The sequence below is a fragment of the Zoogloea dura genome, assembly GCF_012927165.1.
Lineage (GTDB): Bacteria > Pseudomonadota > Gammaproteobacteria > Burkholderiales > Rhodocyclaceae > Zoogloea > Zoogloea dura.
The window spans coordinates 1-13,757 of record NZ_JABBGA010000027.1; the positions used below are offsets into that span (position 1 = coordinate 1).

The 13,757-nt window shown below is 66.6% G+C and carries 10 protein-coding genes; 6 read left to right on the forward strand and 4 right to left on the reverse strand.

Features of this window, described 5'->3' with window-relative positions:
- A partial coding sequence (locus HHL15_RS21910) for a transporter substrate-binding domain-containing protein (protein ID WP_169147950.1) occupies positions 1–368 on the reverse strand: 368 nt, incomplete at its 3' end.
- A 361-nt stretch (positions 369–729) separates the two neighbouring features.
- Between HHL15_RS21910 and prsT the strand changes: the two genes are divergently transcribed.
- Together prsT and xdp1 are read left to right on the forward strand one after the other, a co-directional pair.
- Positions 730–3,462: an XrtA/PEP-CTERM system TPR-repeat protein PrsT gene (prsT, locus tag HHL15_RS21915; RefSeq protein ID WP_169147951.1), complete on the forward strand. Its 2,733-nt coding sequence runs from the start codon at positions 730–732 to the stop codon at positions 3,460–3,462.
- 147 nt (positions 3,463–3,609) lie between these two features.
- Positions 3,610–4,506, forward strand: a complete 897-nt coding sequence (gene xdp1, locus HHL15_RS21920) for an exosortase-dependent surface protein XDP1 (protein WP_328825074.1) — start codon at positions 3,610–3,612, stop codon at positions 4,504–4,506.
- An 87-nt stretch (positions 4,507–4,593) separates the two neighbouring features.
- Here xdp1 and HHL15_RS21925 read toward each other — a convergent pair whose 3' ends face one another.
- The gene (locus HHL15_RS21925) at positions 4,594–6,480 is read right to left on the reverse strand and encodes a DEAD/DEAH box helicase (RefSeq protein WP_169147953.1); all 1,887 of its coding nucleotides are present in this window, start codon (positions 6,478–6,480) and stop codon (positions 4,594–4,596) included.
- 265 nt (positions 6,481–6,745) lie between these two features.
- Positions 6,746–7,153, reverse strand: coding sequence for a hypothetical protein (locus HHL15_RS21930; protein WP_169147954.1), 408 nt, complete (start codon positions 7,151–7,153; stop codon positions 6,746–6,748).
- 358 nt (positions 7,154–7,511) lie between these two features.
- Between HHL15_RS21930 and HHL15_RS21935 the strand changes: the two genes are divergently transcribed.
- Genes HHL15_RS21935 through HHL15_RS21945 form a run of 3 tightly spaced genes read left to right on the forward strand, consistent with a single transcriptional unit; the run spans position 7,512 to position 12,227 of the window.
- Positions 7,512–9,563 carry a TonB-dependent receptor plug domain-containing protein gene (locus HHL15_RS21935; RefSeq protein WP_169147955.1) on the forward strand — a complete coding sequence of 684 codons (2,052 nt, stop codon included), beginning with the start codon at positions 7,512–7,514 and terminating at the stop codon, positions 9,561–9,563.
- A 10-nt stretch (positions 9,564–9,573) separates the two neighbouring features.
- Entirely contained in the window at positions 9,574–10,875 is a 1,302-nt protein-coding gene (locus tag HHL15_RS21940; RefSeq protein WP_169147956.1) for an ABC transporter substrate-binding protein, read from the forward strand.
- Positions 10,875–12,227 (forward strand): di-heme oxidoreductase family protein, encoded by a 1,353-nt coding sequence (locus tag HHL15_RS21945; RefSeq protein WP_235943591.1) that lies wholly within the window; start codon positions 10,875–10,877, stop codon positions 12,225–12,227. The genes HHL15_RS21940 and HHL15_RS21945 overlap by 1 nt, the downstream gene beginning before the upstream one ends.
- Before the next feature lie 105 nt (positions 12,228–12,332).
- Here HHL15_RS21945 and HHL15_RS21950 read toward each other — a convergent pair whose 3' ends face one another.
- Positions 12,333–12,761, reverse strand: a complete 429-nt coding sequence (locus HHL15_RS21950; RefSeq protein WP_169147957.1) for a TOBE domain-containing protein — start codon at positions 12,759–12,761, stop codon at positions 12,333–12,335.
- A gap of 158 nt (positions 12,762–12,919) precedes the next feature.
- Here HHL15_RS21950 and HHL15_RS21955 point away from each other — a divergent pair, with 158 nt between their 5' ends.
- Positions 12,920–13,747, forward strand: a complete 828-nt coding sequence (locus HHL15_RS21955; protein ID WP_169147958.1) for a TOBE domain-containing protein — start codon at positions 12,920–12,922, stop codon at positions 13,745–13,747.
- The last annotated feature ends 10 nt before the right edge of the window (positions 13,748–13,757 follow it).

Genomic DNA, 13,757 nt, shown 5'->3' on the forward strand with positions numbered 1-13,757 from the left:
GCCCGCTCGGCGTTGTGGGTGGTGGAGCCGCACTCGATGTCGACGGTGCCGTTCTGCACGAGGGGGATGCGGTTCTGGGAGGTGACGGGGGTGAGCTTGACGGCCAGGGCGGGCAGCTTGAGCTCGGCCTTGACGGCGTCGACGACCTTGAGCATGAGCTCCTGGGAGTAGCCGACGACCTGCTGCTTGTCGTCGTAGTAGGAGAAGGGGATGGAGGATTCGCGGTGGCCCAGGGCGATGGTGCCGCTGTCCTTGATCTTCTTGAGGGTGGGGGATTCCTGCGCCAGCGCCGGCTGGGCGGCCAGCAGGGCACAGACGGAGGCCAGCGCGGCGAGGCTGGCAAGGGGGGTTTTGGGCAGGGTGGTCATGGGCAATTCCTCCAGGGGTGTTGAAGGCCGAGTGCTGGCGGGGATTGGTGCGCAGGCCGCGGATCGCCGCGGCCCGATGGCAGGGGCATTGTAGCCCTGCCGCAGGTCCGCGCAGGCATTCCGCCTTGAGGCGGGCGACGGGAAAACCACCGCAGTGGTGCCGCCGACCGGCTTTTGTGGACCGCGAGGATTTATGTCACGGGCCGCGGAGGCGCTGTCCTTTATAACGAAAGTTATAAATTGCTTCCTGCCTTTGCCCACCATGTCATTCCGCTCCTGTTTGTTCCGCCTTCCGTCTTCCGGTTCATATGCAGCCGGGGTTCTGCTGTGGGCACTGCTGGGCGGCCCGGCGCAGGCTGCGTTGAGCCCCACCCAGGCGCAGGCGCAGCGCTACTTGCAGGATGCGCAGCAGCGCTTGGAGCGGAGCGATGCGGCGGGGGCCGTCATCCAGGCGCGCAATGCGCTGCAGCAGGACACCGGGATGCTGGCCGCCCGGATCTTGCTCGCACGTGCCTTGCTGCGGGACGGGCAGATCCCGGCCGCTCAGGCCGAGTTTGAACGCGCCCTGGAGGCCGGCGCGCGGCTCGAAGAGGTGGCTCAGCCCTACGGCAACTCCCTGCTGCTTTTCGGCAAGAGCGAACGGCTGCTGGAGCGTATCCGGCCGACCGGCCTCAAGCCTGCCGCGCAGGCCGAGATCTTTGCATTGCGGGCTGCCGCCCATGCAGATCTGGGCGACATGAAGGCGGCTTTCAAGGCGGTGGAGGACGGCCGGCAGCTTGATCCGGCGGCCCTGGCGCCGGTGCGTACCGAGATTGAGCTGGCACTTCGGGTGGGCGAAAGCGCAAGGGCACGGCGTGCCCTCGATGCGGCGCTCAGGCTGGCCCCGCGGGATCCTCACCTGATCCATCTCCAGGGGGCCTTCCGGCAGAGCGATGGTGATGCAAAAGGGGCTATGTCCCTGTATGCCCAGGCGCTGGCGCTGGACCCCAATCTCATCGATGCACGGATCGCCCGGGGCGCCCTCAGCATCGACATGGGGCGCCTCGAGGATGCGCTTCCCGATCTGGACAAGGCAGCCAGCCAGGATCCGCAGGAACCCCGCGTGGCTTACCTGCGCAGTCTGATCCATCTGGCCAGGGGAGATGCCAAGGCATCCCGGGCCGAACTTGAGAAGGTCGCCCGCCTGGTGGATGCCTTGCCCGAATCCTTCCTGTCCCGCCAGCCTTCCCTGTTGATGCTCGGCGCGCTGGCCAGCCAGTCCCTCGGGCGGATGGAGCGGGCGAGGGCACTGCTGGAGCAGTATGTGCTGCGCTTGCCCAATGATCCGGCCGGCCGAAAGCTCCTGGCGAGCATCTACATGATCAGCGGCGATACAAGCCGGGTTGCCGATCTGCTGGACCCCCTGCTCCGCTCGGGAGAGTCGGATGTGCAGGTGCTGACCACCCTGGCGGCCCTGCGCCTGCAGCAGCGACGCTACCGGGAGGCGACCGAAGCTCTGGAGCAGGCCGCCCGGAAGAGCGGCGATCCCGGCATCCGTGCCCAGATCGGCTTCCTGCATCTGGCGACGCAGCAGACTGATCTGGGGTTTGCCGCCCTCCGCGCAGCCTTCGATCGGCAGCCTGCCCAGCCGAACGTGGCCTCGGCGCTGGCCACCCTGTATCTGCGGCGGGGGGATGGCAAGAGCGCGTTGGCGGTGGTGGATACCCTGGTCCGGCGCATGCCCAACGAGCCCGTGGTGCACAACCTCCAGGGGGCGATCCGTGCCGCCCTGGGGCGCATGGATGAAGCCAGGCCTGCCTACCAGAGGGCCCTCGACCTGTTGCCCAGCTACACGCCGGCCCGCCTGAACATGGCACGCCTGGAGTTGAGCATGGGCCAGACGGATGAGGCCCGCAAGCGCTTGCGGGCCCTGATGCGGGATGAACCCCGGAATTTTCAGCCGGCCATGGAGCTGGCGCGCCTTGAGCGCAAGGCCGGGCGACCGCTGGAGGCTCTCCCGTTGGCCGAACAGGCCCGACGCATGGCACCCGACGATATACCGGCGGGGATGGAGCTTCTGGCGACCTACGAGGCGCTGGGGCAGTTGGGGGCGGCCATCGACGTGGCGCGCAAGCTTGAGCAGCAGCGGCCGGACGACCCGGTGGTGCTGGATGCGCTGGCCCGCTGCGCCCTCACGGTAAGGGATGGTCTGCTGGCCCGTGGCGCGCTGGCGAAGATGGCGCGCATGGCAGGTTCTGATCCGGAGCGCTTGCTCGCCATCGGGCGCATGCAGTTGCTTGCCGGGGCTGCAAACGATGCCGGGGCCAGCGCGGAGAAGGCCCTGGCCGTCAAGCCGGGCCTGCTCGAGGCCCGGGTCCTGCAGATCGATGCCGAGGTGCTCGCAGGCAATCTGCCCCGGGCGGAATCCTTGCTCAAGCAACTGCCTTCCAGGGCGGGGCAGGCGGAGGTGCTGCGGATCGGGGGGGACCTCGCGATGGCCCGCAATCGCCCTGTCGATGCGATCCGTGCCTATCAGTCTGCGCTGGCGCAGGCGCCTGCCACATCGCTGGCCTTGCGTGCCTACCAGGCTGCATTTCGTGCCGGGATGGGCGAGAAGGGGGTTGCCCAGCTGGAAGACTGGCTGGCCCGGCACGCTGACGATGTGGTCGTCCGGAGTGCGCTGGCCGAAGGCTATCTCCGTCTGGGGCAGCTGCCCAAGGCCAGGTCCGCCTACGAAGCCGTGCTGAAGCAGGAGCCCCGTAACGTGGCGGTGATGAACAACCTCGCCCAGGTTCTGATGCAGTTGAACGAACCGAAGGCGGTGGCGTTGGCAGAACAGGCTGCAGGCCTTGCGCCGGGAGATCCGAACGTACTGGATACGGTGGGTTGGTTGCAGGTCCGGCGCGGAGATCTGGACGTCGGGCTGGCGCGCCTGAAAGAGGCGCGCGAGCGTGCCCCGGGGGCCCGGGACATCCGCTACCACCTGGCCTGGGCGCTCGCCCGCAAGGGGCTCAAGGAGGAGGCCCGGGCAGAGCTGGCTTCTGCCTTCCGTGGCTCGGGAGAGTTTGAGAATGAGCCTGATGCCCGGCGCCTGCGACAGGAGCTCGGAGGTTAGAGTTTGTCGGGAGAATTTACATTTATGTTGAATCTTGTTGATTTGAATATTTTATTTGTTTCTTTTCATGAGCTTGTTGTTCTGGCCTGAATTTTGCAAATTATTGATATAAGTGCGAATCAGCACACAATTTTGAAAGCTCCATTCATGAAAAACACCTTTGCACGCGGTCTGCTTGTGCTGTTGGCCTCGGTTGGTGCCTGGGGGCAAGCCCAAGCCGCAACCACCTGGTCATTCCTGGGCACAGGTACGGAAACCGGTGCCGGTTCGGCCGGTAACACGCTGACTTACAGTGGTACTGGGGATGCCGGAAAGGTGACCCTGAGCGCGTGGTCGAACTCCAAGAACAACACCACCGCCGGAACCCAGTACGGGTACATCGAGAGCGCCTACCTGGGGAGCTACCCCGGCGGGCTCGGGGTGCGCAACCAGGACTATGCCAGCACCGGCGCAGGGGACTACAGCGAGAGGAACTCCCCCGGCCATTCCATGGACAACGCAAGCTACAACGCGACCTCCGGTGGCAACTACACCAGCGGTTCCAAGACCGCCAACGTCGGCCTGCGCTCCGATTCCATCCTGCTGGATTTTGGTGCAGGCAACATCGCCAAGCTCGATACCCTGACCATCGGCTGGTGGAAGGGCGATGCGGATATCTTTGTGCTGGCCTACACGGGAACGGGAACGCCCAACTTCACCACTCCGAGTTCCAGCGTGGGCTACGCTGATCTGCTCAACAGTGGCTGGAAGGTGGTCCGGTCTGACAATTCGGCGAACTACATGGACATGGGCAAGGGAGCCCAGGCTTCCACGAACTCCAGCACCTATGTGGCCGCGGCAGTGAACAATGCCAATATCTCGGCCCGCTACTGGTTGGTCGGAGCGCTGAGTTCGGCCTTCTATTCGGGCGCCGATGTCAATGCCGACAACGTCAAGCTGGCTGGCGTGAGTGCCCAGATCACCAAGATTCCGGAGCCCGGCAACCTGGCCTTGCTGGTGGGGGCGCTGGCGAGTGGAGTGTGGCTGCGCCGACGCAAGGGCTGACATTGCGGAGCGGCTGGAGAATCAACAAAAACGGCACCCATTGAGGTGCCGTTTTTGTTGATTCGCGGCCTGCCGGCCGCGGAGGGATTAACGGTTGTTGTTGTTCTGGCCGCCGCGGGGGCTGAACAGGGCCGCCGGCTTGATATCACCAGGCTTGCGGCCGGTGAGGGTCACCACCGGGCGGGTGGCTTCCGCCAGGGCTGCGGGAGATCCCTGGTTCGGGTTGCCGCGGCCGCCCTTGTTCTGCCCGCCCGACTTGTCGTTGCCGTAGCGGACGCGGTTGAAGGCGGCCTCAGGATCGCGGTATTCGCTGCGGGCCTTGGGCTGGTAGTCCACCCGGTTGCCGAAATCGTCGTCTGCCGGCTGGCCGTTGTTCTGGCGCCCCTGGCGTTGCCCCTGACCGCCGGTGCTGCCCTGAGGCTGGCCGCCACCGCTGCCCTGGGGCGGGCGGCGTCCCTGGCCCTGACCCTGACCCTGACCTTGACCTTGACCGCCGGAGCGACCCTGGCGCGGGCCTTGTTCGCCGGAGCGGCCTTGCCCCTGTGCCTGGGCGCTGCCCTGGGCCTTCTGCTTGCCCTGACCCTGCTTCTGGCCTTGCCCTTGACTCTGGCGCGGGGCTTGAGCCTGGCTGCCCTGGGGCTGTCCTTGTGCCTGTCCCTGGGGCTGGCTCTGACCTTGACCTTGTTTCTGGCCTTGGCCCTGCTTCTGGCCCTGGCGGTCGTTGCGCTTGCCGCGCTGGCCGTCGTGGGTGCCGCGGGGCTCGCGCGGAGGGCGCTCGTCGGATTCGGGCGGGGCTGCGGAGGGCACGAAGTCAGGGACTTCGACCTTGTCGATGAGGCGCTTCATGACGCGCTCGATGTCCTTCAGCAGCGGCAGCTCCTCGCGGTCCACCAGGGAGACAGCGGCGCCGCTGGAGCCGGCACGGCCGGTACGGCCGATGCGGTGGACGTAGTCTTCGGGGACGTTGGGCAGCTCGAAATTGACGACCTGTGGCAGCTGGTCGATGTCCAGGCCGCGGGCAGCGATGTCGGTGGCCACCAGCACCTGCAGCTTGGCTTCCTTGAAGTCGGAGAGGGCGCGGGTGCGCGCTGCCTGGCTCTTGTTGCCATGGATCGCGGCCGACGGGATGCTGTGCTTGCCCAGGTATTCGGCCAGCTTGTTGGCGCCGTGCTTGGTGCGGGTGAAGACCAGCACCTGGAACCACTGGTGCTTGTTGATCAGGAAGGCCAGGAGTTCGCGCTTCTGCTTCTGCGGGCACAGGTGCACCGACTGCTGGACCAGCTCTGAGGCGGTATTGCGCTTGGCAACCTCAACGTAGCCGGGGTTGTGCAGCAGGCCGTCGGCCAGGGTCTTGATCTCGTCGGAGAAGGTGGCCGAGAAGAGCAGGTTCTGGCGCTGCTTGGGCAGCAGGGCGAGGATCTTCTTGATGTCGCGGATGAAGCCCATGTCGAGCATGCGGTCCGCTTCGTCGAGCACCAGGATCTCGACGCCGGACAGGTCGATGGTCTTCTGGGTGCAGTGGTCGAGCAGTCGGCCAGGGGTGGCTACAAGAATGTCCACGCGCTTCTTGAGCTTGGCGATCTGCGGGTTGATGGCGACGCCGCCGAACATGACCATGGAGGTCAGGGGCAGGTGCTTGCCGTAGGTCTGTACCGATTCCTCGACCTGGGCCGCGAGTTCGCGGGTGGGGGTCAGGATCAGGCAGCGGGGGCGGCCGGCTTTCTGGTTGTGGGCGTGAGCCTCGGACAGCAGGTGCAGGATCGGCAGGGTGAAACCGGCGGTCTTGCCGGTGCCGGTCTGGGCTGCGGCCATCAGGTCGCCGCCGGCAAGCACCAGGGGAATGGCCTGCGCCTGGATTGGGGTGGGGGCCGTGTAGCCGGTATCGGCAATGGCCTGTTGGATCGGTGCGCTCAGCGCGAGATCGGCAAAGGTGATCGCAACCGCGGCGGGCGCGGCGGACGAAGCTTGGGTCATGGGTCTGTGTGCTCCTGCGACGGCCTGTCTGCCCAAAGGGGCAGCACCAATCGGGGCGGGCGCAACGAGAAGTTCGAGATCGCTGGGGATCTGTCGAAACTTGATATGGAAGAGGCCGGTACGCTGATTGGCAGGCGCACGGTTGGCGGATTGTACGGGGTTGGCGCCCTTCGTGCTGGCTTTTTTTGGCGCAGATGTAGACGGGAAGGTGAGATTTTCCCCCTTGTCCCGGGTGTTGCGGCAGGGCGGGGGCCCTGTCGGCCATTCAGCGTGGCATGGAGGGGCTCAGGGAGAAGAAGCCGCGCGCCTTGCTCTGCTCCCCGTGGCGAATGATGACCCGGTGGATCAGCCAGCGCCCGTCCCGCAGGTGCCAGGCTCTCACTGTTTCGGCGTAGGTCAGTTCCCTGCAGCTCCCCGGCCTGGCCGGGTCCGGCTCCTCCTCCAGGACATAACAGTAGGCGCAGTAGCAGGGCTGGTCGTCCTCGTCGCGTCCGAGGATGCGCGCGGCCTTCACCAGGTATTCCTTGTAATGGTCGAAGTAGAGAGGCGCGACAGCTTGCTCCCGCCATTCTGCGGGGAGTCCCTCGCTCCAGCGGATCGCCGCTTCGGGGCGGCGGGCGTGGCCGCCCTTGATGTCGAAATACTGATGTGTGTAGTGCGCGTGCTGCGGCATGGTGAGGTGCCTCCCTGGATGATGTTTGATATATATTCAGATATATAACGATATAAGCATGGGGCATGCCTGGCGCTTGGGTGGGGCGCATGGTCTTGGCTTTGCCTATATTCAGCCAGCCTGATGCTGAGGTTATGGTTGAAATGGCTGAACGAAATATGTCGTAAAGACGCCATTTTGTGGGTTTTGTCGTGACGATGTATTTTTGTGTATATAGCCAATGTGGGCGTGTGCGGCAATCTCTGGCTGGGCGGGGGTATTTCGCTTCAGGCATGGAGCTTGCTGAAAAATCTCCATCCTGGTGCATTTTCGATATGTACTTTCTTATATATGTGATTCTCGTTGCGAGGGGGATGGAATGGGCAGGGTGTTTGGGGGGTGGATGTTGGGAGGGGTGTCGGTGCTGCTGGCGGGGGGCGCTGGGGCGGCCGACGGGGTCTTTGAGCTCGGTACTGTGGAGGTGGTGGGCAGCCCTGTGCCGTCGCTGGATCCGGCCGAGTCGGTGCTCAAGGCCGAGGTCTTGCGGCGCTTCAGCCGGGACACGCTGGGAGATGCCGTGGCCCTGACGCCCGGCATCAATCTCTCACGCAACAGCCGCAACGAGGACATCGTCTATCTGCGCGGTTTCGATGTGCGCCAGGTGCCCCTGTTCATCGACGGCATTCCGGCCTACGTGCCCTACGATGGCTACGTGGACTTCGGCCGCTTCGGCACCTCCGATCTGGCCGAGGTCCGGGTTGCCAAGGGTGCGGCGTCGCTCCTGTATGGTCCGAACACCCTGGGCGGGGCCATCAACCTGGTCAGCCGCAAGCCGCGCACCGCGCTGGAGGGTGACCTGCGGGCCGGGGTGGGCAGTGGCGGCCTGCAGACATATGCGCTCAACGTGGGCAGCAACCAGGGGGTGTGGTACTTCCAGCTGGGGGCGTCCTACGCCGACCGCAAGTGGTATCCCCTGTCCAGCGACTTCAGCGCACGCAGTGTGCCGACCAGCGCGACGAACGGCGCCCGCAAGGTGCTGGAGAATGGCGGCCACCGGGAGAATTCCTATTCCTCGGACTCCCGCCTGTCCTTCAAGCTGGGGCTGACACCGAATGTCACCGACGAATACGCGATCGGCTACGTGCGCCAGGACGGCAGCAAGGGCAATCCGCCCTACGCGGGGAATGCGCCGGGGCAGTACCTCAACATCGGTGGTGGCGCCAACAGCCGTTTCTGGCGCTGGCCCTACTGGAACCTGGAGAGCGCCTACTTCATCGGCAACATCGCGCTGGGCCGCGACCACATGCTCAAGGTGCGGGCGTACCAGGACAACTACGACAACAAGATCCTGGCTTATACCGACGGCAGCTACACCAGCCTGATCGCCAACAAGACCAATTTTCCCAGCTGGTACAGCGACTCGACCACCGGGGCCTCCGTGGAGCTGGCGAGCTTTGCCTTCAGCGGCCACGAGCTGGCGCTGGCCGCCCATTACAAGGAAGACAAGCACGCCGACAACGGCTTGAGCGGCACCAAGAACTACCGCGACGTGACCACCTCCCTGGCGGCCGAGGACACGATCCAGCTCTTCGAGCTGTGGCGCCTGCGCCTGGGGCTCAGCCACGACAAGCGGGATGCCCGCGAGGTGTACTACTGGCCCACCGGCGCCACCTCCGGCACCAACTGGCTGGTGGAGGTGGCCCGCAGCCTGGACGGCGGCAACGAAGCCTATGCCAGCGCGGCGCGCAAGACCCGCTTCCCGACCATCAAGGACCGCTACTCGGCCCGTCTTGGCAGCGCCCTGCCCAATCCCGACCTGAAGCCCGAGGAGGCGCTCAACTTCGAGACCGGCCTCAAGGGGCGGCCGTGGGCCGGCGCGCGTGGCCACGCGGCCCTGTTCTACAGCCGCATCGACAACCTGATGCAGGCCATGAACATCCTGCCGGTGTCCCTCTGCAACCAGCCCGGCCTGTCTGCCGCGACCTCCTGCAGCCAGTTGCAGAACATTGCCAAGGCGCGCCACGCGGGCATCGAGTTGTCGATTGAGCAGGACCTCGGCCGCGGCTGGCAGGTGGGTGGCAACTACACCTACCTGGACCGGGAGAACAGGAGCTCCGACAAGCCCCTCACCGACACGCCGCGCAACCGCGTGTTTGCCTACGCCAGCTGGAAGCCGTCGGACCGTTGGGAGTACCTGGGCTCGGTGGAGGCCGAGAACGGGCGCATGGTGGCGTACGGCAGTGGCAATGCGGCCAGCTATGTGAAGCTGTCCGGTCATGCCCTGGCCAACCTCAAGGTGGTCTACAAGCCGCTGCCCGCCGTGGCACTGGAGGGTGGAGCCAGCAACATCCTGGATGCCAACTACGCGCTGGCCGACGGCTATCCCATGCCGGGCCGGATGTGGTTTGCCAATGCCCGTTACCGCTTCTGAGGAGCCCATCATGGCGCAGCGTCTTCAGCCGGCCCGTCGGGCCTTCATCCGCCAGGCCGGCGCATTGGCGGCCGCTGGTGCCAGCGCCCCCCTGTGGGCGGCCACACGCCGCGATGTGGTGGTGCTGACTGCCTATCCGGACGCGGTGGTGTCCCGTTTCGAGGCCGCCTTCGAGAAAGCCTGGCCCAGGTACCGCCTGCGGGTGGTCTGGCGCATGCCCCACGACGCGCTGCCCTATCTGCGTCAGCCAGGGCAGGGGGGCGTGGATGTCTACTGGAGCGCGTCGCCGCGGACCTACGTCCAGTTGAAGGCCGAGAAGGCGCTGCGAAAGCTGCCGGTCGGCCTGGCTGGCCTGCCGGGCAGGGTCGGGGGCAGCGTGATCGACGATCCGGATGGCTACTTTGCCGCCTCCGAGGTGGCCGGCTACGGCTTTGCCGTGAATCCGGCCTATCTCGCCCGCGAAGGTCTGCCGGTGCCGGCGGACTGGACCGACCTGGCCCGGCCTGCTTTTGCCGGCCACCTGCTGGTGCCCGATCCGGTGGAGGTCGGCTTTGCCCCCGTACTGGTGGACATTCCGCTGCAGGCCTACGGCTGGGACAAGGGCTGGGCCCTGTGGAGCGCCATCGTCGCCAATGCCCGTTTCGTCGGGCGGGGTGGCAACTTCGTGTCCGATGAGATCGACGGCGGGCGCAGCGGGGTGGGATTGTCCATCGACTTCTTCGTGGCGGCGGCGATCGCCAACGGGGCGCCGCTGGACTTCGTCTATCCCCGCCAGGGCGGCGTCAATCCGGCGCATGTCGCGGTGATGGCCGGCAGCCCGAACCCGGCCGGTGCAAAGGCCTTTGTCGAATTCATCCTGTCGGAGGGCGGGCAGCGCATCCTGGCGCACCCGGACATCCGCAAGCTGCCGGTGCGGCCCTCGGTGTACGCCGGTCTGCCCTCCGGCTACCACAACCCCTTTGCCGTGGCGGAGCAGGGTGGATACCGCTATGACAACGGCCGCGGCAGGGGGCGGGCGGCACCCGTGGCCGCGGCTTTCGGGCAGGTCTTCGTGCAGCCCCGGGAGCGCCTCGCCGGGCTGTGGCGGCGCTTGCGGGCTGCCGACACGGCCACCTGGAGCAAGGCCTGGCCGCTGCTGACGGCGCCGCCTTGCGCGGAGGCGGAGGTCGACGATGCGGCCGTGCAGCAGGCCTTCTTTGCGCGTCGTGACGACCCCGCCGCCGAGGCCCGTGCGCGGGCCCTGGAGCTGGATTGGGCGGCCCGGGCCCAGGCGCGTTACGCCCGGGCCGAAGCCCTGCTGGGGGGCGCGTGATGGGTGGCTTGCTGATGCGCCTGGTGCTCGCCGGGCTGGTCGGCTGCCTCAGCCCGGGGGTGGCCGGCGGCGAGGCCCGGGTTTTGTCGTGGCAGGTGGCGGATGCGGGGCGCGAGGCATTTTCACGGCCCCTGGCGGATCTCACCGAGGCGGAGCGGGAGCGCTTCTTCCGCGGCCGTTCACTGTTCAACCAGAGCTGGGTGGTGGCGCCGGCAAAGGATGATCGGCTCGATGGGCTGGGGCCCTTGTACAACCGGCTGGCCTGCGTCTCCTGCCATGCCCGCAATGGCCGCGGCCTGCCTCCCGAGGGGCAGGGCGAACGCATGCAGTCGATGCTGCTGCGGCTGTCGGTGGCGGGAGTGGGGTCGCACGGGGGGGCGCGCGCCCATCCGGTCTATGGCGAGCAGTTCAACGAAGAGGCGATTCCCGGCGTGACGCCGGAGGGGCGGGCCGAGCTGCGGTGGATCGAAGTACGACGACGCCTGCCCGACGGCTCCCTGGTCAGCCTGCGGCGGCCCCGGCTGAGCTTCCCGGAACTGGGTTACGGCGCCATGGGCCCGGTGCGCATCTCGCCGCGGGTGGGGCAGCAGGTGGTGGGGATGGGTCTGCTCGATGCGGTCTCCGATGCCACGCTGGAGGCCCTGGCGGCGGAAGCGAAACCCGACGGAGTGAAGGGGCGGGTCAACCGGATCGGCAGCGAGCCCCCGGAGCTCGGGCGTTTTGGCCACAAGGCCAACATGAGCAGCCTGCGGGCCCAGATCGCTGGCGCCTTCCTGGGGGATCTGGGGATTACCTCGACCCTGCATCCGCAGGAGAACTGCACACCGGCCCAGGCGGCGTGCCGGCGGGCGCCGAGGGGTGGTGAGCCGGAGCTGGATGACGCGCAGCTCGATGATGTGGAGTTCTACCTGGCCCACCTGGCGGTGCCGGCCCGCCGCGATATGAGGGCACCGCAGGTGCGGCAGGGGGAGTCGCTGTTTGCCGCGGCCGGCTGTGTCACCTGCCACCGGCCAGCCCTGCGCACTGGCGATTCGTCCCGCTTCCCGCGGCTGGCCGGGCTCGACATCGCGCCATACACCGACCTGCTGATCCACGACATGGGGCCGGGCTTGAGCGATGGCCGGCCGGATTTCCAGGCGTCCGGGCGGGAGTGGCGTACGCCGCCCCTGTGGGGCATCGGGCTGACCCGCAGGATCACCGAGCGGGAGCGCTATCTGCATGACGGCCGCGCCCGCAACCTGACCGAGGCCATCCTGTGGCATGGCGGCGAGGCCGCTGCTGCAAGGCGGCGCTTCGAAGCCCTGGCGCGTCCCCGGCGGGAGGCGCTGGTGGCCTTCCTGGAGAGCCTGTGAATGGGGCGATCAAGCCGGGTCATGCCTGAAGCTGGTGCATCTCGCTATATATCAGTGCATATAAAAGAAAGAGGGGCGGTGGCAGGCACCATTGCGGTGAATGGGTCAGCTGCTCACGCCGATGATCACCGAGGGCGCCTTGAACACGGCCGCCGCGGCCACGCCCACCTTCAGGCCGAGGGCGGCGGCGCCTTCGCGGGTGATGGTGGCGTAAACGTTAAGGCCGTTGGCCAGGGTGATCGCCACCTCGGTGCTGACCGGTCCTTCGATGAGGGCCGAGACGCTGCCCTCGAGACGGTTGCGGGCCGACAGCCGGACGCCTGCTCCGTCGGCCAGCACCAGCACCGACGAGGCCTTGACCAGGGCCTTGACGGCCTTTCCGGCGACCAGCCCGAGCTCGCTGACGCTGTCGTTGGTCACGGTGGCGACGATCCGCAGGCCGCCGGGCAGGAGTACGTCGACCTCGGAGTTGATGGCGCCGGGTTTGATGGCTTCGACGTTGCCGTCGAACACATTGCGGGCACTGATCTTCATGCTGGATGCTCCTGGAATGCGCGGAAATGCGCCGGGGTGAGCCCACTATACGGACGGGCGTGTGCCCCCGGCAACCATAGCGCAGTGCAGCATTTGTGGCCCGCTATTTGCTCAAGTACAGTACGTACCGTTGTGTATGAATATATATAGGCGAATTGATGACTACCCGACGTCCCGTGCAGCACAAGCTTGTCGGAAAGCTGACAGTCGACACCGAGTTCGGCACCTTTCTCGGTGACACCCGGATCCGTCTGCTCGAGGCGATCTCCCGCTACGGTTCCATCTCCCAGGCGGCCAAAGCCGTGCCCCTGTCCTACAAGGCGGCCTGGGATGCGGTGGATGCCATGAACAACCTGGCCGAGGAGCCGCTGGTGGAGCGGGCGGTGGGCGGCAAGCATGGGGGCGGCACCAATCTCACCGAGTACGGGCGGCGGGTGATCGCCATGTACCGGGCGGTGGAGCAGGAATACCAGCAGGCCATCGACCGGCTGGCGGCCCGCCTCGGCGACGGCGGCGAGACCAATGTGCGCCAGTTCCAGACCTTGCTGCGGCGCATGTCGATGCGCACCAGCGCGCGCAACCAGTTTGTCGGCACGGTGTCGGGCCTGCGTGAGGGTGAGGTCAGCTTCGAGGTGCGCATCCGCCTGGACGATGCCAACGAGGTGGTGGCCGTGATCACCCGGGCCAGTGCCGAAAACCTGGAACTGGGCATCGGCAGCGAGGTGCATGCCTTCGTCAAGGCCCCGTCCGTGCTGATCATCACCGATCCCCAGGCTCGCACCACGGCCCGCAATCACTTGTGGGGCCAGGTCACCGCCATCCACGAGGGGCCGGTCAGCTCGGAGGTGACGATCACCCTGCCCAGCGGCCGCAACATCACCTCGGTGGTGACCCACGACAGCATCGACAACCTGGAGCTCTCGGTGGGCAACCCTGCCTGCGCGGTGTTCCAGGCCACCTCGGTGATCCTCGCCGTCTTCGATTGAATTTCAACCC

Coding starts and splice junctions, on each gene's coding strand:
- xdp1 (WP_328825074.1), top strand. CDS start 3,610: ATGAAAAACACCTTTGCACGCGGTCTGCTTGTGCTGTTGGCCTCGGTT.
- HHL15_RS21925 (WP_169147953.1), bottom strand. CDS start 6,480: ATGACCCAAGCTTCGTCCGCCGCGCCCGCCGCGGTTGCGATCACCTTT.
- HHL15_RS21930 (WP_169147954.1), bottom strand. CDS start 7,153: ATGCCGCAGCACGCGCACTACACACATCAGTATTTCGACATCAAGGGC.
- HHL15_RS21935 (WP_169147955.1), top strand. CDS start 7,512: ATGGGCAGGGTGTTTGGGGGGTGGATGTTGGGAGGGGTGTCGGTGCTG.
- HHL15_RS21940 (WP_169147956.1), top strand. CDS start 9,574: ATGGCGCAGCGTCTTCAGCCGGCCCGTCGGGCCTTCATCCGCCAGGCC.
- HHL15_RS21945 (WP_235943591.1), top strand. CDS start 10,875: ATGGGTGGCTTGCTGATGCGCCTGGTGCTCGCCGGGCTGGTCGGCTGC.
- HHL15_RS21950 (WP_169147957.1), bottom strand. CDS start 12,761: ATGAAGATCAGTGCCCGCAATGTGTTCGACGGCAACGTCGAAGCCATC.
- HHL15_RS21955 (WP_169147958.1), top strand. CDS start 12,920: ATGACTACCCGACGTCCCGTGCAGCACAAGCTTGTCGGAAAGCTGACA.